Origin of the sequence: Jannaschia formosa (assembly GCF_003340555.1) — a bacterium.
In the GTDB taxonomy this organism is placed as follows: domain Bacteria; phylum Pseudomonadota; class Alphaproteobacteria; order Rhodobacterales; family Rhodobacteraceae; genus Jannaschia; species Jannaschia formosa.
Genome location: NZ_QPLJ01000011.1, coordinates 29,608 through 51,981, shown reverse-complemented (window position 1 = coordinate 51,981; position 22,374 = coordinate 29,608). Strand labels below are relative to the sequence as shown.

Sequence of the window (22,374 nt, the reverse complement as noted above, 5' to 3'; positions counted from 1 at the left end):
TCGGCCTAAGGCGCAGCAATGGCCCCCTTCCTGTGGCCGAAAATACTCCGGGGGGATCTCGAAGGGGGCCCGCGGCCCCCTTCGAGCGGGGGGCGCGGGGGGCGGCAGCCCTCCGCTGCCCCGCCTCACCCAATCACAGCATCAGCTGATAGCTCTCAGGCACCCAGCGGAAGCCGTCGCCACTGGCCTCGACGAAGCCCATCGCCGGGAAGGGCATGTGGTAACCCAGCATCGGGATCCGCTCCGCAGCGACCATGCCCAGCACGCGGCGGCGGGTGGCGGCGGCGGCCTCCTTGTCCATGTCGAAGCGGACCTCCCAGTCGGGATGGGCCAGCGACCAGACATAGTGGTTGGTCATGTCGCCGGTGATCAGCAGCGCGCTGTCGCCCGAGGACAGCATGAAGCCCGTATGTCCCGGCGTGTGCCCGTGCATCGCCATCGCGGTGATGCCCGGCGCGATCTCGTCGCCGTCGGAGACGAAGCTCATCCCCTCGGCCAGCGGCTGCACGTTGTTTGTGAAGCCGTCGTTCGGGTTGGCCGACCAGTGGTCGAACTCCGCCTGCGGGGCGATGTAGGCCGCGTTCGCGAAGGTCGGAGACCCCTCGTTCATCAGCCCGCCGATATGGTCGCCGTGGAAATGCGTCAGCACGACATGGGTGACGTCGCCCGGGGCGATCCCGGCCTGCGCCAGCGCGCCGGTGATGCCCGCCGCGTTCAGGCCGGTGTCGAACAGGATCGTGTTCTCGCCCGCCTGCACGACCGTGGGCGTGAAGAAGAACTGCGCGGCGTCGGTCGGGATGAAGGCGGCGCGGCTGACCTCGGCGAAGGTCTCGGGCGAGACGTTCATGCCGAAGGTCTCCTGCTGGTCGCCCTCGCGCGTGGCGGTCCCGGCCAGCAGCGCGGTAACGGTCATCTCGCCCAGCATGGCGCCCCGCGCTTTCGGCTGCGCGGGCCCGGAGGCATGGGCATCGGCGCGCGCAACGGTCGCCGGGATCAGCGCGGCGGCGGGCAGCGCGGCGCCGGCGGCCAGGGCGGCGCGGCGGGTCAGGTTGGGCATGGTCGGGTCTCCCTTCGGTTGTGACGTGACGGCAGTTAGCGCGCCGGGGCCGGAGCCCGGATCACGTTCCCGCGAGCCGCGCCACTGGACAGCCCTGCGCCCGGGTGGCATGCCCCGCGCAAAGGAGCCTGCCCGCCATGTCCGACACCGTCACCCGCTTCGCCCCCTCGCCCACGGGCTATCTGCATGTGGGCAACCTGCGCACGGCGCTGCTGAACTGGATGATCGCCCGGAAGGCGGAGGGCACCTTCATCCTGCGCCTCGACGACACCGACCCGGAACGGTCGAAGGACGAATATGCCGACGCGATCCGCGAGGATCTCGAATGGCTCGGCCTGACCTGGGACCGGGAGGAGCGGCAGTCGCACCGGCTCGACCGCTACGCCGCCGCCGCCGACGAGATGCGCGCGCAGGGCCGGCTCTACGAGGCCTTCGAGACCCCGACCGAGCTGGACCTGAAGCGCAAGAAGCAGCTCAACATGGGCCGCCCGCCGGTCTACGACCGCGCCGCGCTGGAGCTTTCGGAGGCCGAGAAGGACCGCCTGCGCGCCGAGCGCGGCGGCCACTGGCGCTTCAAGCTGGATCAGGAGCGGATCGAGTGGCCCGACGCGATCCTCGGGCCGCTTTCCATCGACGCGGCCTCGGTCTCCGACCCGGTGCTGATCCGGGGCGACGGGCAGGTTCTCTACACTCTGGCCAGCGTCGTGGACGACACCGACATGGGCGTGACCCATGTCGTACGCGGCTCGGACCATGTGACCAACACCGCGACGCAGATCCAGATCATGGCGGCGCTGGGTTTCGGCCACCCGACCTTCGCCCATCACTCGCTGCTGACCGGCCCGCAGGGCGAGGCGCTGTCGAAGCGGCTAGGCACGCTGTCCCTGCGCGACCTGCGCGCGGCGGGGATCGAGCCGATGGCGCTGCTGTCGCTGATGGCGCGGCTCGGCTCCACCGAGCCGATCGTCCTGCGCGACACCCCCGAGGAGCTCGCCGAAGGGTTCGAGCTCCCCCAGTTCGGCGTGGCGCCGACCAAGTTCAACGAGGCCGATCTGCGCCCGCTTACCGCGAACGTGCTCCAGCGGACGCCGCTCGCGGCGGTCGCGGACGAGCTCCGCGCGCTGGGCGTGCCGGATGAAGAAGCGGAGCGGTTCTGGACCGTCGTGCGCGACAACATCTCCAGCCGGGGCGAGATGGCGGGCTGGTGGCGCGTGATGTCCGAGGGCGCGAGGCCCGACCTCCCCGAAGAGGACGCCGCCTTCGTGCGCGAGGCGCTTGCCCTGCTGCCCCCGCCGCCCTGGACCGAAGAGACCTGGGGCAGCTGGACCGCCGCCGTCAAGGACGCCACGGGGCGCAAGGGCCCGGCCCTCTTCAAGCCGCTGCGCCGGGCGATGACGGGGACGGACCGGGGGCCCGACATGGCCTCGCTGATGCCGCTCCTGCGGGCAGGCCCGAAGCTCTGAAGCATCCGGCGCCCGCGCGGGCAGGCTGGGGAGTTGCCCTCGGGCTCGCCCCCGGAACGGCGCATGCGGACTTGCCGCCGCCGGGCCTCGGCTCGCCTGCGCACGGATGCTCACCCCTGCGTGACGTAGGCGCCCGCTCCCTTGCCCGCCGCGGGGCGGGATGCGCAGATTGGGCCTGAACGGAAAGGACCCGCGTCATGCCGACGGAACGCTTCACCTTCACCGGCCATGACGGCGGCCAGCTTGCCGCCCGTCTCGACCTGCCGGACGGGCCGGTGGGCGCCGTTGCGCTGATGGCGCATTGCTTCACCTGCGGCAAGGACATCGCCGCCGCCCGCCGCATCGCCGCGCGGCTGGCCGCGATGGGGATCGCGGTGCTGCGCTTCGACTTCACCGGGCTCGGCCACTCCGAGGGCGAGTTCGCGAACACCTCCTTCACCTCCAACGTCACCGACCTGACCGCCGCGGCGGGTGCGCTGGCCGACCGGGGCCTCGCACCGCAGATCCTCATCGGCCATTCGCTGGGCGGCGCCGCCGTGCTGCGCGCGGCGGGCGGGATCGACAGCGTGAAGGCAGTGGTCACCATCGGCGCGCCGTTCGATCCGGGCCACGTCACGCACAATTTCGACGACGCGCTGGACCACATCGCCCGCGACGGGTCGGCCGAGGTGACGCTGGGCGGGCGCAAGCTGCGGATCGGCCAGGCCTTCGTCGAGGACGTGGAAGCGCAGCGGCTGGCCCCGGCCATCGCCGGACTGGACCGCGCGCTCCTGATCCTGCACGCCCCGCGCGACGAGATCGTCGGCATCGACAACGCCACCCAGATCTTCGCCGCCGCCAGGCATCCCAAGAGCTTCGTCACGCTCGACGACGCCGACCACCTCGTCACCCGCCCCGAGGACGCCGAATACGCCGCCGAGGTGATCGGCGCCTGGGTCACCCGCTATGTCGAGATTACCCGCCCCGCCCCGCCCATCGGCGCGCCGGAAGGCGTGACCCGCGTCTCCGAGATCGACCGGGCGGGCTTCGCGCAGGATGTGATCGCGGGCGGCATCCACCACGCGGTCGCGGACGAACCGGCCGCCTATGGCGGCACCAACCTGGGGATGACGCCCTACCAGTTCCTCGCCGCCGCGCTGGGCGCCTGCACCTCGATGACGCTGCGGATGTATGCGCGGCGCAAGAACTGGCCGCTCGCCCATGTTTCGGTCGACGTGACCCACGACCGGATGCACGCGCAGGACGCCTCCTCGACCTCGGAGCGGATCGACCGTTTCCACCGGCGCATCTCGCTGACCGGACCGCTGGACGCGGCGCAGCGCGCGCGGCTGATGGAGATCGCCGACCGCTGCCCCGTCCACCGCACGCTCGAGGCCGGCGCCGTGGTCGAGACGGAGCTCGTCGACACGGTGGCGGAGCCGGTCTGAGCGGGCGAAACTGCCCTACCGGCGTCGGGCAGCAAGCTCGACCCGCAGAGGTCGTCCGCGGGGCAGCCTCCGCCCGGAGTCGGCCCCCAGGGCACCCTCCCCGGCCTCGACCCGGGCCGGACACGAGGCGCCGACACCGCGAAGCAAAGCCGCCCTAGTCGAGATCCGCCAGCATCTCTCGCAGCTCCTCCAGCCGGCCGAGGCAGGTCCTCGCCGCGATCCGGACGGCGCCCGCGTCGCCCTCATGCGCCAGCCGGTTGACCCGGCGCGCGGCTTCCTCGGTCGGCAGGGCGCCGATCGTGCCCGCCAGCGACATCAGGACATGGGACTGCGCGCGGATGGCGGGCAGGTCGTCCTCTCCGGCCGCCTGCCCCAGCGCGTGGGCCACCCCGCCCAGATCGGCCTGTAGCCGCGCGATCAGCGCGGCGCCGTCCTTCGCCCCGGCGGTCGACATCAACTCGGCCAGCAGCGCCGCGCTGAACGGGGGCGCCAGTTCGGGCTTCCACGCCTCCGGGTCGGGCGCGTCCTCCAGCCAGGCCTTGAGGGTCCTGCCGAAGACCTCCAGCCCGGGGATGGGCTTGCCCAGGATGCCGTCTGCCCCCGCCTCCAGGATCGCCTCGCGGTTGTCGCTGAGGACGTAGGCCGTCATCGCGATCATCACCATCGGCGGCGCCACCCCGCGCGCCTGGCGCAGCTTTTCGGAGCGGATGACGTCCATCCCGCCCAGCCGTGGCATCTCCAGGTCGACCAGCGCCAGGTCGAACCGTTCCCGCGACAGCCAGTTCAGCGCCTCGATCCCGTCGCCCGCGACCTCGCATTCCGCGCCCAGCCGCGCCAGCATCGCGCGCAGCAGCGCCTGGTTGGTGCCGCTGTCGTCGGCGACCAGCACACGCCAGCCGGTCAGGTTCGGCGCGCCGTCCTCCTCGGGCTGCGGCTTCCAGACGCGCTCGGGCACGGTCATCGTCACCCGCGCGCCCCCCGACGGCAGGTTGCTGGCCGAGAGCTTGCCGCCCAGCCCTTCGGCATGGGCCGAGGCGATGTGCAGCCCCATCCCGGTGCCCGGCGCCGATCGCGACCCGCGCGTCGCGGGCCGGAACAGGAGCGGCAGCAGATCGTCGGGGAAGCCCGGACCGTCGTCGCTGACGCAGAGCGACAGGGTTCCGTCGGCATGGACCTCGGCGCCCAGCACGACGCGCCCGCCGGGGGCGTGGCGCAGGGCGTTGCCCATCAGGTTGGCCACCACGCGGCGCAGGTGCAGCCCGTCGAGCCGCACCACCTCCGGCACCTCGGGGGTGCGGTCCAGCATGACGCGCGTGCCGGTGGGCCGCCCGGCGCCGTGCCAGCGCCGCAGCTCGTCGTCGAGGAAGCGGCGCAGGTTCAGCACGCCGACCTCGGCCTGCTCGGCCGGCGCGTCGAGCAGCATCTCCTCGACCAGCCGGGCCAGAAGCTCCGAAGCGACGTGGATGCGGCCGAGCTGCTCGCGATTGACCTCCGACAGGTCGTCGGGGTCGATCAGCCGCAGCCCGCCGATGACGTCCGAGACCGCGGCCCGGATGTCATGGGCCAGCAGGTCGCGCCGGTCCGGAGGGGCGTCCGGCCGGGCCATCGCTCAGGCCTTCGCCGGGTAGCCCAGCGTGGCGACCGCGTCCGCGATCTCGGTCATGATGGCGGGATCGTCCACGGTCGCGGGCATCTTCCACTCCGCGCCATCGGCGATCTGCGCCATGACCTTGCGCAGGATCTTGCCCGAGCGCGTCTTGGGCAGGCGGTCGACCACGACCGCCAGCTTGAACGCGGCGACCGGGCCGATCCTGTCGCGCACCAGCGCCACCGCCTCGCGCACGATCTCGTCGTGCGGGCGGTCGACGCCCTTGGTCAGGCAGAGAAAGCCCATCGGAAGCTGGCCCTTCAGCTCGTCGGCGACGCCGATGACGGCGCATTCGGCGACATCCGGATGAGAGGCCAGGACCTCCTCCATCGCGCCGGTCGACAGGCGGTGGCCCGCGACGTTGATGACGTCGTCGGTGCGCGCCATGATCCAGAGATAGCCGTCCTCGTCCAGCATTCCCGCATCGCCGGTCTCGTAGTAGCCGGGGAAGGTCTCCAGGTAGGATTTCCGGAACCGCGCCTCGGCCCCCCAGAGGCCCGGCAGAGTGCCGGGCGGCAGCGGCAGCCTGACGGCGATGGCGCCCAGCGTGCCGGGCGCGACTGGATGCCCGCCCTCGTCCAGCACCTGCACGTCGTAGCCGGGCATCGGCACCGAGGGCGAGCCGATCTTGGCCGGCAGATGCTCCAGCCCCATCGGGTTGGCGGCGATGGCCCAGCCGGTCTCGGTCTGCCACCAGTGGTCGATGACCGGCTTCCCCGAGACGCGGGCGATCCACTCGACGGTGTTGGGGTCCGCCCGTTCCCCGGCGAGGAAGATGGCGCGCAGCTTCGACAGGTCGTGGCCCGCCATCGCCTCGGCCCTCGGGTCCTCGCGCTTGACGGCGCGGAAGGCGGTGGGGGCGGTGAAGAAGACGCGCACGCCGTGGTCGGCGATCACCCGCCAGAAGGCCGAGGCGTCGGGCGTGCCGACGGGCTTGCCCTCGTAGACGATGGTGGTGCAGCCGTGGATCAGCGGCGCGTAGCAGATGTAGCTGTGACCCACGACCCAGCCCACGTCCGAGGCGGCCCAGAAGGCCTCGCCGGGCTTTACGCCGTAGACATTCGCCATCGACCAGTCGAGCGCGACGAGATGCCCGCCGGTGGCCCGGACCACGCCCTTGGGCGCGCCGGTCGTGCCGGAGGTATAGAGGATGTAGGCCGGGTGATTGCCGCGGACGGGGACGCAGGGATGCGGCTCGGCCTCGGCCACGGCGGCCTTCCAGTCGACGTCGTTCGGACCCAGCTCGACCTCCAGCCCCTCGCGCTCCAGGATGATGCAGAACTCGGGCTTGGTCTTCGCCATCCCGATGGCCGCGTCGAGCAGCGGCTTGTAGGGCACGACCCGGTTGGGCTCGATCCCGCCCGAACCCGCGAGGATCGCCTTCGGCTTCGCGTCGTCGATCCTGACGGCCAGCTCGGCCGCGGCGAAGCCCCCGAAGACGACCGAATGTATCGCCCCGATCCGTGCGCAGGCCAGCATCGCCTCCAGCGCCTCGGGGACCATCGGCATGTAGACGATCACCCGGTCCCCCGCCGTGACGCCCCGGGCCGCCAGCGCCCCCGCCAGTCGCGCGACCCGGTCCTGCAGTTCGGCATAGGTGAGGCGGGTGACGGTCCCGGTGACGGGGCTGTCATGGATCACGGCCAGCCTGTCCCCATGCCCCGCCGCGACATGGCGGTCGACGGCGTTGTGGCAGGCGTTCACCATCCCGTCCGCGAACCACTCCGGCACCGGCCCGCCCTGGTCGTGCAGCGCCTTCGAGGGCATCTCGTCCCAGTCGATGGTGCGCGCGGCCTCCATCCAGAACCCCTCCGGATCGGTCTTCGCCCGCTCCCATTCCGCCTTCCAGCCCATCTCGTCCCTCCGCCGATCTTCGCGGCGCCATCTAGGACCTCGCCCGCGCGGCACGCAAGCACGGGACCGGTCGGCCCTCGTCCGACCTTCGGCGCATCGCTGCCCTACGGTTTCGACCTGCGCGAGAAGTTCGACCCTGCCGCCTTCATCCGCCCGGACGTGACCTTCACCCCGCCCTGCAAGGCGGCGGGGGCGCTGGCGCACCGGGCGATGTTCCGGGCCGCGTCAGCATCCTCACCTCCGGCATGGCCCTCGCGGCCCATGGCGAGAGCCGCGCCGAGCAGGCCGGCACCGATCCGGGCCTCCAGCCCTCCGATGGGGCCTTGACCGGCGGACCGCGAGGATCGACCCTCCGGCCCGAGGAGGATCCGCCCATGACCGACGCACCGACCGTCGAAGGCTTCTTCGACCCCGGCACCAACACGATCAGCTATCTCGTCCATGACGGGACACATGCCGCGCTGATCGACACCGTGCTCGACTTCGACATGGCGGCGGGCCGGACCTCGACTGCGACCGCCGACCGGCTGATCGCGGCCGTCCGCGACAAGGGCCTGACCCTCGACTGGCTGCTCGAGACCCATGTCCATGCCGACCACCTCTCGGCGGCGCCCTACATCCAGGAGAGGCTGGGCGGGAAGATCGGCATCGGCGCCGAGATCGTCGCCGTGCAGGAGACCTTCGGCAAGATCTTCAACGAGGGCACGCGCTTCCAGCGCGACGGCAGCCAGTTCGACGCGCTGTTCCGCGAGGGGGACCGGTTCGAGATCGGCACCCTGCCCGTCCGGGTCCTGCACACGCCGGGCCACACCCCCGCCTGCCTGACCTATGTCGTCGGCCCCGAGGAGGAGGCCGCGGCCTTCGTCGGCGACACGATGTTCATGCCCGATTTCGGCACCGCGCGCTGCGACTTCCCCGGCGGCTCGGCCGAAGCTTTGTGGGACTCCATGCAGAAGATCCTCGCCCTGCCCGACCGGACCCGCATCTTCGTCGGCCACGACTACAAGGCGCCCGGCCGCGACGATTTCGCCTGGGAGACGACGGTCGCCGCCGAGAAACGCAACAAGCACCTGACCGGGGGCCGCGACGCCTTCCTCAAGCTGCGCACCGAGCGCGACGCGACGCTGGGCGCGCCGAAGCTGATCCTGCCGTCCCTGCAGGTGAACATGCGCGGCGGGCGCATGCCCGAGCCGGATGCCGAGGGCAACGTGGCCCTGAAGCTGCCGGTGAACCGGCTCTGACGCGGCCCGCCTGCCGTCTGGACCCCGCAAGGATCTGAAAGACGGGCCTTATGCCCGCCGTCCGGCGGCCGGCGGCCGGCGGGCTTGCCGGGAAGGTCCATCCTTCTGGAAAACAGAACCATCCCCGAAGCAATATGAAATTTTCTTGATGGCAGCTTCCCGCTAGGTCACCCGCTAGTCGTTCTCAGCCGGAGACCCCGATGCCGTCCCTCTTCTCGCTGTCCTTCCTCGCCCCGGTCCTGCTGCTGGCCGTCGCGGCCTTCGCCTTCACCCGGCCCGGCCGACGCCCCGGCAAGCTGCCGCAGCTGTCGGAGCTCGCGGCACTCTCGGCCGTGGCGCTGTCGGTGCTGGGCCTTGTGCAATTCGCCGCCGGAGGCACGCCCGCCGGGACGGCGGGGCCGCTCGGGCTGCGCGCCGACCTCGTCGGCCTGACGCTGGCGCTGCTCGTGTCCTTCATCGGCTGGATCGTGATGCGCTACAGCCGGACCTATCTCGACGGCGAGGAGCGGGAAGGCGCGTTCCACGGGCTGATGCTGGCCACGCTGGCCGCCGTTCTGGTCTTCGTCCAGTCGGGCAATGTCTGGCTGCTGCTGCTGGCCACGATCGCCGTGGGGCTGGGGCTGAAGCGCCTGCTGCTGTTCTACCCGCACCGCCCCGAGGCGCGCCGCGCGGCGACCAAGTTCGCGCTGGTCTGGCATGGTGGCGACGTGGCGCTGCTGCTGGCGGCGGTCCTGCTGGCGAGCCGCTTCCAGACCGGCGATCTGGCCGCGCTGTCGCTGGCCGCCGCCACGGGCGGGCTGGGCCTTGCCGGGCACCTGGCGGTCGCGCTGCTGGTCGTCGCGGCGATCCTGAAGACGGCGTCCTTCCCGGTTCATGGCTGGCTGACCGAGGTGATGGAGGCGCCGACCCCCGTCTCGGCGCTGCTCCATGCCGGGATCATCAACTCCGGCGGCGTGCTGCTGATCACCGCCTCGGGCCTCGTCCAGCTCAGCCCGGGCGCGATGGCCGCGCTCGCCATGATCGGCGGCTTCACCGCGCTCTTCGGGGCGGCGGTCATGCTGACGCAGAGCGCGATCAAGACCTCGCTCGCCTGGTCGACCGTGTCGCAGATGGGCTTCATGCTGCTGCAATGCGGCCTGGGCCTCTGGGCGCTGGCGCTGCTGCACATCCTGGCCCACTCGCTCTACAAGGCGCATGCCTTCCTGTCCTCGGGCGGGGCGGTCGCCGCCGTCGCCTCGATCCGGCGGCCCGGTCCCGTGGCCGTGCCCAGCGTCGGGGCCGTCTTCAAGTCCTTCGGCCTGGCGCTCGTGCTCTATGCCGCGATCGCGGCGCTGTTCACGCTGGTCATCGGGCCGAAGACCGCGCAGGCGCTGGCGCTCGGCGCGATCCTGATCTTCGGCGTCGCCTATCTGGTCGCGCAGGGCCTGGCCGACATGGCACCGGCCGAGTTGACCAAGCGGACGGTGCTGGCCTCGCTCGCCACCGCCATCGCCTACTTCACCTTCCAGGCCGCCGCACAGGGGATCTGGGGCGGCGGCCTGCCCGCGGCGCCCTATCCGGGGCCGCTGGAATGGGCGCTGATCGTGCTTGCCGTGCTGTCCTTCGGCCTCGTGGCCTTCGCGCAGTCGCTGTTCCCGCTCTGGGCGCATCACCCCGCGACCGCGGGCCTGCGCGTCCACCTGGCCAACGGCCTCTACCTGAACGCCCTTCTCGACCGCGCCATCGGCGGCTTCCGCATCGCGAAGACCGGCTGATCCATGGAGACCGACATGTTCATGAAGCCCTCCCAGTTCGCTCCCGCCCAGATCTCCGGGATCCTGAAGGCCGCCGAGGCCGCCGCGCGCGCCATCCCGCCGGCCTTCCCGCTCGAGGCGACCGTCGCGGTCAACCCGTTCCTCGGCCAGACCTCCGAGGACCTCGCCACCGCCTCGGCCCGCCTGACCCGCGTCGCCGGAGTGCGGGCGACCCGGAGCCTCGCCGACTACGCCGCCGCGATCCGCGCGGGCCGGATCGTCGAGGCCGACATCGCCGAGGCGCTCGCCGCGGCCGGATCCCCGGCCGGCGAGGCAGACGTCGCCCGGCTGATGGAGATGGCCGAAAGCAGCAGCGAAAGCGGCCCGGTCGCCCCCTGTCCCACCGTCGCCGATCTCGCCGCCGAGGCGACCGGGACGGACTGGCCCTCGATCATCGAGAAGACCGTGGGCCTCTGGGCCGCGGGCCAGTTCGACCGCGGCCAGGCGCTCTGGTCGCCGAACCCGACCGACGGCGCCTTCGCCGCCTGGCGCGCCTGGGCCGTGAACGACCTCACGCCCGAGATCGCGGGGCTGGGCGGCTTCTGCGCCCATGTCTCCGAAGCCCCCGACACCGCCGAGCGGGCGATCCTGCGGGCCTCGGACGCGCTGGGCCTGACCGAGCAGGCGGCCGAGACCGCCTTCCACCGGCTCTACATGGATCTGGGCGGCTGGTCGCAGCATGCGCGCTGGCTGCTCTGGCAGGCGGAGCTTGTGGGAGAGACCGACCGCACCATGGTCGACCTGCTGGCGATCCGGCTGATCTGGGAGGAGGCGCTGCTGGCGCATGTGCCGTCCATCGCGGAGGCCTGGGCGGGCGTCGTCGCCGCCCATGCCGCGCCCGTCGCCCCGACCGAGGAGGAAGTCGCGCTCGCCATCCTGCAGGAGGCCGCCGACCGCGGCCACCAGCGCCGCCTCGCCGCCGCGCTCGACGGCGCCGCGCCGGGCGGCGACCGGCCCTTCCTGCAGGCCGCGTTCTGCATCGACGTGCGGTCGGAGGTGTTCCGGCGGGCGCTGGAAGCGGTCGATCCCTCGATCGAGACCATCGGCTTCGCGGGCTTCTTCGGCCTGCCGCTGTCGCACAAGGCGCATGGCTCGGACGTGGCCGAGGCGCATCTGCCGGTGCTGCTGAACCCGGCCGTCGAGACCTCGAGCCACCGCGACGCGGAAGCCGAGCAGGAGACCCGCGTCTCGGCCCGCACGGTCCGCGCCTGGGGCCGGTTCCGGCAGGCCGCGGTGTCCTCCTTCGCCTTCGTCGAGGCGTCGGGGCTGCTCTATGCCGGCAAGCTGGTGCGCGACGCCCTCGGCATCGCCCACCCGCCCGCCGCGCCCGCCCCTGCGCCGCAGGTGGTCGGCGGCATGTCGGCCGAGGCCAAGGCCGACACCGGCGCCGCCGTCCTGAAGGCGATGAGCCTGACCGAGGGCCACGGCCGGATCGTCCTGCTGCTGGGCCATGGCGGGCAGGTCACCAACAACCCGCACGAGAGCGCCTATCACTGCGGCGCCTGCGGCGGCTACACGGGCGAGGTCTCGGCCCGGCTGCTCGCCGCGCTGCTCAACGACCCCGAGACCCGCGCGGGGCTCGGCCAGCGCGGCGTGATCGTGCCCGAGGATACGCGCTTCGTCGCCGGCCTGCACGACACGACGACGGACGAGATCACGTTCTACGATGTCGATACCCGCACGGAGGAGATCGCCAGGCTGCGCGGATGGATGCGGCAGGCCGGCCGCGCCGCGCGGACCGAGCGGGCGCGCCTGCTGCCCGGCGCCACCGCCGACACGGTCGCCGCGCGGGCGCTCAACTGGGCCGAGGTCCGGCCCGAATGGGGTCTCGCCGGATGCGCCGCCTTCGTCGCGGCGCCGCGCCGGGCGACGGCGGGCAAGGATCTGGGCGGGCGCGCCTTCCTGCACAGCTACGACTGGCAGGCCGACGAGGGCTTCGGGACGCTGGAGCTGATCCTCACCGCCCCCGTCGTCGTGGCGAGCTGGATCAGCCTGCAATATTACGGCTCCGCCGTCGCGTCGGAGGTCTTCGGCGGCGGCAACAAGCTGATCCACAACGTCGTCGGCGGCATCGGCGTGATCGAGGGCAACAACGGACGGCTGCGCCCGGGCCTGCCCTGGCAGGCGGTGCATGACGGCGAGGCCCTGCGCCACGAGCCGCTGCGCCTGTCGGTCATGATCGAGGCCCCGCGCGAGGCGATCGCCGACGTGCTGGAGCGGCACCCGGCGGTCCGGGCGCTGTTCGACAACGGCTGGCTGCATCTCTTCACGCTCAAGGACGGGCGCGTCGACGCCCGCTACCGCCCCGGCCTCACCTGGGAGGCGGACGTCCCGCAGGCGGCCGCCGCCTGAGCCGACGGGGCGGCGGGGCCAGTGCCCCGCCCCCCGTCAGTTCTCGACGATCCTGCGGATGCGCTGGACGACCAACCAGACCGCGGCCACGACCGGGATCACGACGAGGGCCGACACCATCTCCTTCGACAGCCCGAACCGCGTGCCCAGCGGGTAGAGAAGGGCCGAGACCAGCCCCAGCGCGTAGTAGCTGATGGCGACCACCGACAGACCCTCGACCGTCTTCTGCAGGCGCAGCTGCGCCGCCGCCCGCCCGTCCATGGACTTCAGCAGCGCCGCGTTCTGGTTGGCGCGGTCCACGTTCACCCGGGTCGAGAGCAGGTCGCCCGCGCGCTTCGCCCGCTCGGCCAGGGCCTCCATCCGGTTCTGGACGGAACGGCAGGTCCGCATCGCCGGGTCGAAGCGGCGCATCATGAACTCCGCGAAGGTCTGGCGCCCGCCGAAGCGTTCCTCCCGCAGGACCTCGATGCGCTGGTTGACCAGCCGCTCATAGGCCTCCTGCGCGCCGAAGCGGAAAGCCGAGCGGGCGAGCATCGTCTCGAGCTCCGACCCGATCTCCAGAAGGCCCTCCAGCGTCTCGTCGGTGCCAGCCTCGCCCGCGCGCAACCGGCCGACGAGGTCCGACAGTTCCTGGTCCATGCGCCCGACATCGACCGACAGCGCGCGGGCGCGCGGCAGGGCCAGCATCGCCATGACCTTGTAGGTCTCGATCTCGGTCAGGCGCTGCACGATCCGCCCCACCCGGCGCGCGCCGGTGTCGCTGGACACGAAGACGGCGAAGCGGACATGGCCTGCCGTGTCGATGCGGAAGTCCGACGCGATCAGCGCGCTGTCGTCGAGCACCCGGCTGGCCGCAAGGCTTTCGGGCACGAACCAGTCCTGGATCTTGCTTTCGATGGCGTCGGCGGGGGTCTCCGCCTCGACCCGGATCAGCGCCGAGGTCAGCCGCAGGCCCGGCGACTCGGCCAGCCAGTCGGCGGGAAAGACGTCGAACATTGCCCCGTCGAACGGCCGGTCGGCCACCCCGTCCGAGAACAGGGTGTAGGTCACGAACTCGGTATGGCTCTCCCACTTGAGGTGGTGCTTGCCGAGCTGGCCGAAGAAATGCGTGGCGCCGGGGGCGGGCCGGCTGGCGCCGAACCGTTCCAGCAGCGCGTCGAGATGCGCCCGGTCCAGCGCCCGGTCGCGCCCCACCGCGTCCTTCTCGCGCTTGATGGCGAGGAAGGCCGCGCGGCAGGGCGCGGTCAGCGCCGGGAAGGGCCGCGCGTGCAGCTCGTTGGCCAGATCGTAGCGGCGGGGATGATCGCGCAGCATGGGCGTCTCCGGGGGATGATGGCCGTCAGCTAGCGCCGGTCTGGCAGCCTGCCCAGAAGATACGCGGTATGCCGAGGTATTCGTGCCCGTCAGGTCACGGCGCGGCGCGCACGGTAGGCGGGCAGCCTGTATTCCTCGCTCGCCATGACCTCGCCCAGATGGGTGACGGCCGCGTCGACATCCGCCTCGGACAGGAACAGCGGCGTGAAGCCGAAGCGCAGGATGTCGGGGGCGCGGAAATCGCCGATGACGCCACGGGCGATCAGCGCCTGGACGATGGCATAGCCCTCGGGATGGCGCAGGCTGACCTGGCTGCCGCGCGGCACGTCCGGCGGCAGCGCGGGCAGAAGCTCGGGGCAGCGCGCGGCGACCCCGTGGCCGAACCTCTCCGACAGCTCCAGCGAGCGGGCGCGCAGCGCGGCCATGTCGACCCCGTCCCAGACATCGAGCGCGGCATCCAGCGCGGCGAGTTGCAGCACCGGCGGGGTGCCCACGCGCATCCGCTCGATCCCCTCGCCGGGGACATAGCCCAGGTCGAAGGCGAAGGGCCGGGCATGGCCCAACCAGCCGGCGAGCGCGGGGCGCACGCGGTCCTGCAACTCGGTCCGCACGTAGATGAAGGCCGGCGCGCCCGGCCCCGCGTTCAGGTACTTGTAGCTGCAGCCGACCGCGAAATCGGCGCCGGCGCCGGCCAGGTCGACCTCATGCGCCCCCGCCGAATGGGCGAGGTCCCAGACCGTCACGATCCCCTTCGCATTCGCCGCCGCCTCCAGCGCCGTCATGTCGTGCATGCGTCCGGTGCGGTAGTCGACCTGCGTCAGCATCAGCACGGCGACCTCCTCGGTCAGCGCGTCCATGACCTGCTCGGGCTCCACCGTGCGCAGCTCGCCCCGGCCCAGCGTGCCGATCAGCCCCTCGGCCATGTAGAGATCGGTCGGGAAGTTGCCCGTGTCCGACAGCACGACAGACCGCCCCTGCCCGGCCAGATGCAGTGCCGAGGCCAGCGCCTGATAGACCCGGATCGATAAAGTGTCGCCCACCGTGACGGTGCCCGCGGGCGCGCCGATCAGCCGCCCGATCCGGTCGCCCAGGCGCGATGGCCAGCCCATCCAGCCCGCCCCGCCGTCGCCGTCGTTCCAGCCGCGGATCAGAAGTTCCGCCCATTCCTCCATCACGTCGCCGACGGCGGCCGGGACGGCCTTCGGCATCGGCCCCAGCGAGTTGCCGTCGAGATAGATCACCCCCGGCGGCAGGTGGAACCGCCCGCGCATCGCGTCCCAATCCATCAGAACTCCCCTCCGCTGACCTGCAATGCCTGCCCGTGGACGCTGGCCGCGCCCTCCGAACAGAGCCAGAGCGCCATCGACGCCACCTCCTCCGGCGCGATCAGGCGGCCATGCGGGTTCGCGCCCTGCATGACCTGCAGCGCCTCGGCCTCGGTCTTGCCCATCCGCTCCATGATCCGGGCGAGGTTCTGGTCGACGATGGCCGTCTCGACATAGCCGGGGCAGATCGCGTTGATCGTCAGCGGCTTGGCGACGAAATCGGCGGCCAGCCCCCGGACCAGCCCGATCATCCCGTGCTTCGACGCAGTATAGGCCGAGGCCCCGCGCAGCCCCTTCAGCCCGGCGATGGACGAGATCGCGATGGCCCGGCCCCACCCCGCCTGCAGCATGTCGGGGATGCAGGCGCGGAAGGTGAAGAAACAGCCGTCGAGGTTGATCGCCATCACCTGCCGCCAGAACGCGGCGTCGGTGTCGCGCAGGGAGCGCCCCTCGGCGATGCCGGCATTGGCGACGCAGATCGTGACCGGCCCGTGCGCCGCCCGCGCCTCGGCCACGCCCGCCACGACGCTCTCCTCCGAGGCGACGTCCATCACGACGGGCGTGCAGCCCGCGACCTCCTCCAGCTTGTCGCGGCGCCGTCCCGTCACCGTGACCGCGGCGCCCGCGTCGCGCAAGCCTTCCGCGATGGCACGCCCGATCCCCGTGCCGCCGCCCGTCACCAGCGCGTGGCGCCCCTCCAGATTCCCCAACGTCATCAGTCTCCGCGCAATAAAGTGTCCCGGAGGCAGGGCTTGCCTTGTCCCTTCCGCGCCCCCTTTGTATGAGGCGTCACCGCCACCATCAGGGAAGACCATGCAATGAAGATCGGCGCACCGAAAGAGGTTCATGCGGACGAGGCCCGGGTGGCCATCACCCCGGAAAGCGCCGGGCACCTTCAGAAACTGGGCTACGAGGTCGCGGTCGAGGCGGGCGCGGGCGAGAAGGCGGGTTTCCTCGACAGCGCCTATCGCGACGCCGGCGTCGAGGTGGTGGACGACGCCGCCCAACTCTGGAAGATCGCCGACGTGATCGCCAAGGTCCGCCCCCCCACCGAGGAGGAGGTGGCGCGGCTGGAACAGGGCAAGCTGCTGATCTCGTTCTTCTACCCCTCGTCCAACGAAAAGCTGATGGAGCTGGCGAAGGACAAGGGCGCTTCGGTCATTGCGATGGACATGGTCCCCCGCATCAGCCGCGCGCAGAAGATGGACGCGCTGTCGTCGATGGCGAACATCGCGGGCTACCGCGCGGTGATCGAGGCGGGCAACAATTTCGGCCGCTTCTTCACCGGACAGGTGACGGCGGCGGGCAAGGTGCCGCCCGCGAAGGTGCTGGTCGTCGGCGCGGGCGTCGCGGGGCTGGCCGCAATCGGCACCTCCACCTCGCTCGGCGCGATCACCTACGCCTTCGACGTGCGCCCCGAGGTGGCCGAGCAGATCGAGTCGATGGGCGCGCAGTTCGTCTTCCTTGAATTCGAGGACAGCGAGCTTCCCGACGGCGCCGCCACGGGCGGCTACGCCCCGCCGTCCAGTCCCGAGTTCCAGGCCAAACAGCTCGAGAAGTTCCGGGAGCTGGCGCCCGAAATCGACATCGTCATCTGCACCGCGCTGATCCCGAACCGCCCTGCCCCCGTCCTCTGGACGAAGGACATGGTCGAGGCGATGAAGCCCGGCTCGGTCATCGTCGACCTCGCCGCCGAGCGCGGCGGGAACTGCGAGTTGACGCGCAAGGACGAGAAGTTCGTCACCGAGAACGGCGTCACCATCGTCGGCTACACCGACTTCCCGAGCCGCATGGCGACGCAGAGCTCGACGCTCTACGGCAACAACATCCGCCACATGATGTTCGACCTCACGCCCGGGAAGGACGGCCAGGTCGTCCACAACATGGCGGACGACGTGATCCGCGGCGCGACCGTCGCGCATGCCGGAGAGATCACCTTCCCGCCCCCGCCGCCCAAGGTCGCGGCCATCGCGGTCCAGAAGAAGGAAAAACCCAAGGAGCTGACGCCCGAGGAGAAACGTGCCGCCGAGGTGGCCGCCTTCCGGTCGGAGACGAAGTTCCAGGTCGGCCTGCTGGCCGTGGGCGGCGCGCTGCTGCTGCTGGCAGGGCTGTTCACCCCCGCCTCGTTCATGCAGCATTTCATCGTCTTCACCCTGGCCTGCTTCGTCGGCTTCCAGGTCATCTGGAACGTCGCCCATTCGCTGCACACGCCGCTGATGGCGGTCACGAACGCGATCTCGTCGATCATCATCCTCGGCGCGCTGGTGCAGATCGGGTCGGGCTCGATCCTCGTCTCGATCCTCGCGGCGCTGGCGGTCTTCATGGCCGGGATCAACATCTTCGGGGGCTTCCTCGTCACCCGGCGCATGCTCGCCATGTTCCAGAAATCTTAAAGCGGGGCCAGGCACATGGAACTCGGATTCACCAATGCGGCCTATGTGGTCGCAGGCGTCCTCTTCATCCTGTCGCTGGGCGGCCTGAGCAGTCAGGAAAGCGCCAAGCGCGCGATCTGGTACGGCATCACCGGCATGGCCATCGCGGTGCTGGCCACGCTGGTCGGCCCCGGCGCCGGGCTCTGGCCGCTCTCGGTCATCCTGATCGGCCTCGGCGGCGCCATCGGCTATCAGCTGGCCACGCGCGTCCAGATGACCCAGATGCCGGAGCTGGTCGCGGCGATGCACAGCCTCGTCGGCCTTGCCGCCGTCTTCGTCGGCATCAACGCGCATATCGAGATCGGCCGCGTCGCCGCCGCCTTCACCTCCGCAGGGCTGCCCTTCCCGCGCGCCTACGCCGAGACGCCCGAGATCGCCTTGGCCTCGGTCGCCGTGGCCGAGCAGTTCCGGGGCTTCGCCGCGCTGGTGGCGAAGAAGATCCCGGTCGAGATCACGATCCTCCAGATCGAGCTCGCGCTGGGCATCTGGATCGGCGCGATTACCTTTACCGGCTCGGTCGTGGCCTACGGAAAGCTCTCGGGCAATTCGAGCCTGCTGCCCTTCAAGATCGACACGGCGGCGAAGAAGCTGCCCGGGGGCCACGCGCTGAACGCGGCGGCGGCGGCGCTCTCGCTCATCTGCCTGGTCTGGTATCTCGGCTCCGGCAACGGGCTGGCGCTGGCCATCCTGACGCTCGCCGCGCTGTTCATCGGCTACCACCTGATCATGGGGATCGGCGGCGCGGACATGCCGGTCGTGGTCTCGATGCTGAACAGCTATTCCGGCTGGGCGGCGGCGGCGATCGGCTTCAGCCTGGGCAACGACCTCCTGATCACGGTCGGCGCCCTGGTCGGATCCTCGGGCGCGATCCTCAGCTACATCATGTGCAAGGCGATGAACCGCAGCTTCGTCTCGGTCATCCTCGGCGGCTTCGGCGGCGCGTCCGGCCCGCAGATGGCGGTCGAGGGCGAGCAGGTCGCCATCGACGCCGACGGCGTGGCTACCGCGCTGAACGAGGCCGACAGCGTCATCATCGTCCCCGGCTACGGCATGGCCGTGGCCCAGGCCCAGAGCGCCGTCGCCGACCTGACGAAGAAGCTGCGCGCCAAGGGCAAGGAGGTGCGCTTCGCCATCCACCCGGTCGCCGGCCGCCTGCCCGGCCACATGAACGTGCTGCTGGCCGAGGCGAAGGTGCCCTACGACATCGTGCTGGAGATGGACGAGATCAACGAGGACTTCCCCGATACGGACGTCGTCATCGTCATCGGCTCGAACGACATCGTGAACCCGGCCGCACAGGACGACCCCAACTCCCCCATCGCGGGGATGCCGGTGCTGGAGGTATGGAAGGCCAAGCAGGTCTTCGTGTCGAAGCGCGGCCAGGGCACGGGCTATTCGGGCATCGAGAACCCGCTCTTCTTCAAGGACAACACGCGGATGTTCTACGGCGACGCCAAGGCCTCGCTCGACGCGCTGCTGCCGAAGATCGACTGACCTTCCCCGGAGGCTACGAAACAAGGGGCGCCCGCGGGCGCCCCTTTTCTTTTCCGCCCTGCCGGATCAGGCGGGACCGTCGTCCTGCATAGACCCTGCGGGCCTTGTCGCCCGTCCCGCTGAACGCGGTCGAGCCCGGCCCGGGTGAACACACAGGCCCTGGCGCGGGCCCCGATGTCGATTGACGTCGCCGTCTCATCGGGAGGGGTAGCAGTCGCCCCGGATCGTCCGCCCCGCGCATCACGCGCGGCCGAGCTGTCCGTGACCCTTCCCCAGATCGATTCCCCATGATCCGGCGATCATCCTGCAGGAAGCCGCTGGAATGCCGCCCAAGGCTGACGAAGCTCGGCCAAACCCTCCGCAGCCCACACGAAAAAAGGCCGCCCCGAAGGACGGCCTTTCCTTAGTCGCCGTGAGGCGATCACATGCCGAGGATCGTCTCGACCTCGTCACGGTTCGTCTCGTTCATCTCGTCGTTCGAGTAGGCGAGGAAGTAGATTTCCGCGACCTGGTTGTCCGTCAGAAGCGAGGCGTCGGCCTCGAGACCCAGGCGGTCCAGATAGTTCTGAACCGAGACAACGACCGAGTTCTCGCCCATCGGCGCGAGGCCCGTCTCGGCGTCCACGTCGGTCAGCGTCATGCGACGCTCGGTGACGGGGCGCATGGTGTAGTTGTCGGCGTCCAGCGCGGCACGGATCATGCCGATCTGCTGGTTCGAGTCCATCTGCTGGCCGGCGACGTAGATCTCGACAACCTGCTCGTCGGTCAGGGTGGTGATGTCCACGTTCTCGATGCCGGACTCTTCCAGAATGTTTTCCACCGAGGACACCATCGTCGGCGACACGCCCGTATAGGCGAAGGCCGAGGCGGAGAGGGCGAGGGTAGCGGCGGCGGTAAGGGATGCGAGTTTCATGTTGTGCGTCCTTTCATGCGTAAAGCGACGTCGTCGTGCGGCGTCTTGGGAAAAGAACCGCGAAACGAGCCGTTTGGTTTCACGCAATTTCCCGGTTTTTGTCGGGAACCACCGCCTCGGATGCGCGTTGAAGGCCCCGCGTTTTCGGGACCCGGAACTGCAGACGCCCCGGCCCTTTCGGTCCGGGGCGCCGCTCAAACGGATACCCTCGTCACCGCACAACCATCTGAGGGCATCCGGAGCCCTGATACGGCGGCCGGAGCCACCGCCGCGGTGTCACGATTGAATAACGGGCCGCATCCCCGGAAGTTCCAAGCCGATTCTCAGGATGCCTTCAAAACGCCACGATCGACCTGATCCTGCTCGATCGCCTCGAACAGGGCCTTGAAGTTGCCCTCGCCGAAGCCGTCGTCGCCCTTGCGCTGGATGAACTCGAAGAAGATCGGCCCGATGCAGGTCTTCGAGAAGATCTGCAGAAGGATGCGCGTCTCGCCCCCGCCGACGACGCCTTCGCCGTCGATCAGGATGCCGTGCCTTTCCAGCTTGTCGAGCGGCTCCTCGTGGCCGGTCACCCGCTCCTTCGACAGCGGGTAGTAGGTCGCGGGCGGCTTCGGCATGAACTTCACGCCGCGCTCGGCGATGGCATCGACCGACTGGTAGATGTCCTTCGCACCGACCGCGATGTGCTGGATGCCCTCGCCGTTGTAGCGCTTGAGGTATTCGACGATCTGCCCGGTCTCGCCCCGGTCCTCGTTGATCGGGATGCGGATGCGGCCGCAGGGCGAGGTCAGCGCGCGGGACAGAAGGCCGGTGAACTTGCCCTCGATGTCGAAGAACCGGATCTCGCGGAAGTTGAACAGATCGCCGTAGAACCGGAACCAGAGGTCCATGTTGCCCTTGTGGACGTTGTGGGTGAGGTGGTCGAGATAGTGGAAGCCGACGCCTTCGGGGTTGGCCTTGCCGACCCAGTCGAACTCCGCGTTGTAGGGCGAGGTATCGCGGTAGTCCTCGATGAAGTAGATCAGCGAGCCGCCGATGCCGACGATGGCGGGCACGTCCATGACCTTGCCCGGCCCCTCGTAGGGCGTGGCGCCCTTGCCCACGGCATGATCGAAGGCGTGCTTCGCATCGGCCACGCGCCAGCCCATCGAGGGCGCGCAGGGGCCATGCTCGGCCACGAAGGCCATCGCGTGGCTGCCGGGCTCGGCGTTGATCAGGTAGGTGATGTCGCCCTGCTGCCAGACCTCGACGGCCTTCGCCTTGTGGGTCGCGACATGGGCATAGCCCTGGCGGGTGAACAGGTCGCGCAGCTGCTGCGGGTCCTCATGGGCGAATTCGACGAATTCGAATCCGTCCGTACCGGCGGGGTTGGCTTCGGAAATCTCGGAATGCGGGGCGTCGTGGGGGAAGGGTCCCATTGAAGTCTCCTCTGCATGGCTGAGCAGGACATATGCCGAACACCCTGCGGACGGCGCGCGTTCCACGTCCGGATTAACCTTCTATTTACGTGTTTCGCGTGCGAAACACCTGTTCGGCGCGGGGATGGCGCATGAGGCCTGGAATGGACGATATCGACCGCGCGCTCCTGCGCGCCCTGCAGCGCGACGCGAGCCTTACGGCCGAGGCGCTGGGCACGCTGCTGAACCTCTCGCCCAGCCAGGCGGGCCGCCGCCGCGCGCGGCTGGAGCAGGCGGGCATCGTTCGCGGTACCGTCGCGCGGATCGACCCGGCCAGCGTCGGCCTGACCGTGCAGGCCTTCATCCAGGTCCAGATGGCCACCCACGCGCCCGAGCGTGCCCGCGCCTTCCTGCGCCTGCTGGAGGCAGAGCCGCGCGTCGCCTCGGTCTGGACGATGACCGGCGAGGCCGACTACCTGCTGCGGGTCTGGTGCGCCGACCTCGCGCAGCTCAACGACCTGCTGCACCGGGTCCTGCTGCCGCATGAGGCGGTCGCGCGGGTGCAGTCGCAGATCGTGCTCGACCAGCCCAAGCGCGACGCGCCGCTTCCGGTCTGACGGGCGCTCTCCAGCCCACCGCGCCATGTTGCTCCCGCCCCCGCCCT

16 protein-coding genes are annotated in these 22,374 nt (G+C 70.6%); 8 read left to right on the top strand and 8 right to left on the bottom strand.

The features are described 5' to 3' along the window. Positions 1-133: 133 nt before the first annotated feature. Complete coding sequence (locus DR046_RS12800) at positions 134-1,057, bottom strand: MBL fold metallo-hydrolase (protein WP_115382782.1); 924 nt, start codon at positions 1,055-1,057, stop codon at positions 134-136. A 137-nt stretch (positions 1,058-1,194) separates the two neighbouring features. Between DR046_RS12800 and gltX the strand changes: the two genes are divergently transcribed. Together gltX and DR046_RS12790 are read left to right on the top strand one after the other, a co-directional pair. Next, complete coding sequence (gene gltX / locus DR046_RS12795; RefSeq protein ID WP_115382781.1) at positions 1,195-2,520, top strand: glutamate--tRNA ligase; 1,326 nt, start codon at positions 1,195-1,197, stop codon at positions 2,518-2,520. 197 nt (positions 2,521-2,717) lie between these two features. Continuing rightward, positions 2,718-3,947 carry a bifunctional alpha/beta hydrolase/OsmC family protein gene (locus DR046_RS12790; RefSeq protein ID WP_115382780.1) on the top strand — a complete coding sequence of 410 codons (1,230 nt, stop codon included), beginning with the start codon at positions 2,718-2,720 and terminating at the stop codon, positions 3,945-3,947. A gap of 154 nt (positions 3,948-4,101) precedes the next feature. Here the strand turns inward: DR046_RS12790 and DR046_RS12785 are convergent, their stop codons facing one another. Then, entirely contained in the window at positions 4,102-5,553 is a 1,452-nt protein-coding gene (locus DR046_RS12785) for a hybrid sensor histidine kinase/response regulator (RefSeq protein ID WP_115382779.1), read from the bottom strand. Positions 5,554-5,556: 3 nt separating this feature from the next. Next, the gene (locus tag DR046_RS12780) at positions 5,557-7,449 is read right to left on the bottom strand and encodes an AMP-binding protein (protein ID WP_115382778.1); all 1,893 of its coding nucleotides are present in this window, start codon (positions 7,447-7,449) and stop codon (positions 5,557-5,559) included. Between the two features lie 374 nt (positions 7,450-7,823). Here DR046_RS12780 and DR046_RS12775 point away from each other — a divergent pair, with 374 nt between their 5' ends. The 3 genes from DR046_RS12775 to DR046_RS12765 all read left to right on the top strand — a co-directional run bounded on the left by DR046_RS12775 (position 7,824) and on the right by DR046_RS12765 (position 12,835). Continuing rightward, on the top strand, positions 7,824-8,690 hold the full coding sequence (locus DR046_RS12775; RefSeq protein ID WP_115382858.1) for an MBL fold metallo-hydrolase: 867 nt from the start codon (positions 7,824-7,826) through the stop codon (positions 8,688-8,690). 200 nt (positions 8,691-8,890) lie between these two features. Further along, positions 8,891-10,444, top strand: coding sequence for a proton-conducting transporter transmembrane domain-containing protein (locus DR046_RS12770; protein ID WP_115382777.1), 1,554 nt, complete (start codon positions 8,891-8,893; stop codon positions 10,442-10,444). 15 nt (positions 10,445-10,459) lie between these two features. After that, positions 10,460-12,835, top strand: coding sequence for a YbcC family protein (locus DR046_RS12765; protein WP_115382857.1), 2,376 nt, complete (start codon positions 10,460-10,462; stop codon positions 12,833-12,835). 36 nt (positions 12,836-12,871) lie between these two features. Here DR046_RS12765 and DR046_RS12760 read toward each other — a convergent pair whose 3' ends face one another. The 3 genes from DR046_RS12760 to DR046_RS12750 form a co-directional block, all read right to left on the bottom strand. Beyond that, on the bottom strand, positions 12,872-14,149 hold the full coding sequence (locus DR046_RS12760; protein WP_115382776.1) for a DUF3422 family protein: 1,278 nt from the start codon (positions 14,147-14,149) through the stop codon (positions 12,872-12,874). Positions 14,150-14,238: 89 nt separating this feature from the next. After that, positions 14,239-15,438 carry a kynureninase gene (gene kynU, locus DR046_RS12755; protein ID WP_115382856.1) on the bottom strand — a complete coding sequence of 400 codons (1,200 nt, stop codon included), beginning with the start codon at positions 15,436-15,438 and terminating at the stop codon, positions 14,239-14,241. Then, positions 15,435-16,190, bottom strand: a complete 756-nt coding sequence (locus DR046_RS12750) for an SDR family NAD(P)-dependent oxidoreductase (protein WP_115382775.1) — start codon at positions 16,188-16,190, stop codon at positions 15,435-15,437. The genes kynU and DR046_RS12750 overlap by 4 nt, the downstream gene beginning before the upstream one ends. A gap of 102 nt (positions 16,191-16,292) precedes the next feature. On the opposite strand from DR046_RS12750, the gene DR046_RS12745 reads away from it, so the two are divergent. Together DR046_RS12745 and DR046_RS12740 are read left to right on the top strand one after the other, a co-directional pair. Further along, entirely contained in the window at positions 16,293-17,867 is a 1,575-nt protein-coding gene (locus DR046_RS12745; protein WP_115382774.1) for a Re/Si-specific NAD(P)(+) transhydrogenase subunit alpha, read from the top strand. A gap of 15 nt (positions 17,868-17,882) precedes the next feature. Continuing rightward, positions 17,883-19,400, top strand: a complete 1,518-nt coding sequence (locus DR046_RS12740) for an NAD(P)(+) transhydrogenase (Re/Si-specific) subunit beta (protein WP_115382773.1) — start codon at positions 17,883-17,885, stop codon at positions 19,398-19,400. 421 nt (positions 19,401-19,821) lie between these two features. Here DR046_RS12740 and DR046_RS12735 read toward each other — a convergent pair whose 3' ends face one another. Continuing rightward, positions 19,822-20,313, bottom strand: a complete 492-nt coding sequence (locus DR046_RS12735) for a hypothetical protein (RefSeq protein WP_115382772.1) — start codon at positions 20,311-20,313, stop codon at positions 19,822-19,824. Between the two features lie 323 nt (positions 20,314-20,636). Continuing rightward, on the bottom strand, positions 20,637-21,731 hold the full coding sequence (hppD, locus tag DR046_RS12730) for a 4-hydroxyphenylpyruvate dioxygenase (RefSeq protein WP_115382771.1): 1,095 nt from the start codon (positions 21,729-21,731) through the stop codon (positions 20,637-20,639). Positions 21,732-21,874: 143 nt separating this feature from the next. On the opposite strand from hppD, the gene DR046_RS12725 reads away from it, so the two are divergent. Then, on the top strand, positions 21,875-22,327 hold the full coding sequence (locus DR046_RS12725; protein ID WP_115382770.1) for an Lrp/AsnC family transcriptional regulator: 453 nt from the start codon (positions 21,875-21,877) through the stop codon (positions 22,325-22,327). The last annotated feature ends 47 nt before the right edge of the window (positions 22,328-22,374 follow it).

Coding starts and splice junctions, on each gene's coding strand:
- DR046_RS12800 (WP_115382782.1), bottom strand. CDS start 1,057: ATGCCCAACCTGACCCGCCGCGCCGCCCTGGCCGCCGGCGCCGCGCTG.
- gltX (WP_115382781.1), top strand. CDS start 1,195: ATGTCCGACACCGTCACCCGCTTCGCCCCCTCGCCCACGGGCTATCTG.
- DR046_RS12790 (WP_115382780.1), top strand. CDS start 2,718: ATGCCGACGGAACGCTTCACCTTCACCGGCCATGACGGCGGCCAGCTT.
- DR046_RS12785 (WP_115382779.1), bottom strand. CDS start 5,553: ATGGCCCGGCCGGACGCCCCTCCGGACCGGCGCGACCTGCTGGCCCAT.
- DR046_RS12780 (WP_115382778.1), bottom strand. CDS start 7,449: ATGGGCTGGAAGGCGGAATGGGAGCGGGCGAAGACCGATCCGGAGGGG.
- DR046_RS12775 (WP_115382858.1), top strand. CDS start 7,824: ATGACCGACGCACCGACCGTCGAAGGCTTCTTCGACCCCGGCACCAAC.
- DR046_RS12770 (WP_115382777.1), top strand. CDS start 8,891: ATGCCGTCCCTCTTCTCGCTGTCCTTCCTCGCCCCGGTCCTGCTGCTG.
- DR046_RS12765 (WP_115382857.1), top strand. CDS start 10,460: ATGTTCATGAAGCCCTCCCAGTTCGCTCCCGCCCAGATCTCCGGGATC.
- DR046_RS12760 (WP_115382776.1), bottom strand. CDS start 14,149: ATGCTGCGCGATCATCCCCGCCGCTACGATCTGGCCAACGAGCTGCAC.
- DR046_RS12750 (WP_115382775.1), bottom strand. CDS start 16,190: ATGACGTTGGGGAATCTGGAGGGGCGCCACGCGCTGGTGACGGGCGGC.
- DR046_RS12745 (WP_115382774.1), top strand. CDS start 16,293: ATGAAGATCGGCGCACCGAAAGAGGTTCATGCGGACGAGGCCCGGGTG.
- DR046_RS12740 (WP_115382773.1), top strand. CDS start 17,883: ATGGAACTCGGATTCACCAATGCGGCCTATGTGGTCGCAGGCGTCCTC.
- DR046_RS12735 (WP_115382772.1), bottom strand. CDS start 20,313: ATGAAACTCGCATCCCTTACCGCCGCCGCTACCCTCGCCCTCTCCGCC.
- hppD (WP_115382771.1), bottom strand. CDS start 21,731: ATGGGACCCTTCCCCCACGACGCCCCGCATTCCGAGATTTCCGAAGCC.
- DR046_RS12725 (WP_115382770.1), top strand. CDS start 21,875: ATGGACGATATCGACCGCGCGCTCCTGCGCGCCCTGCAGCGCGACGCG.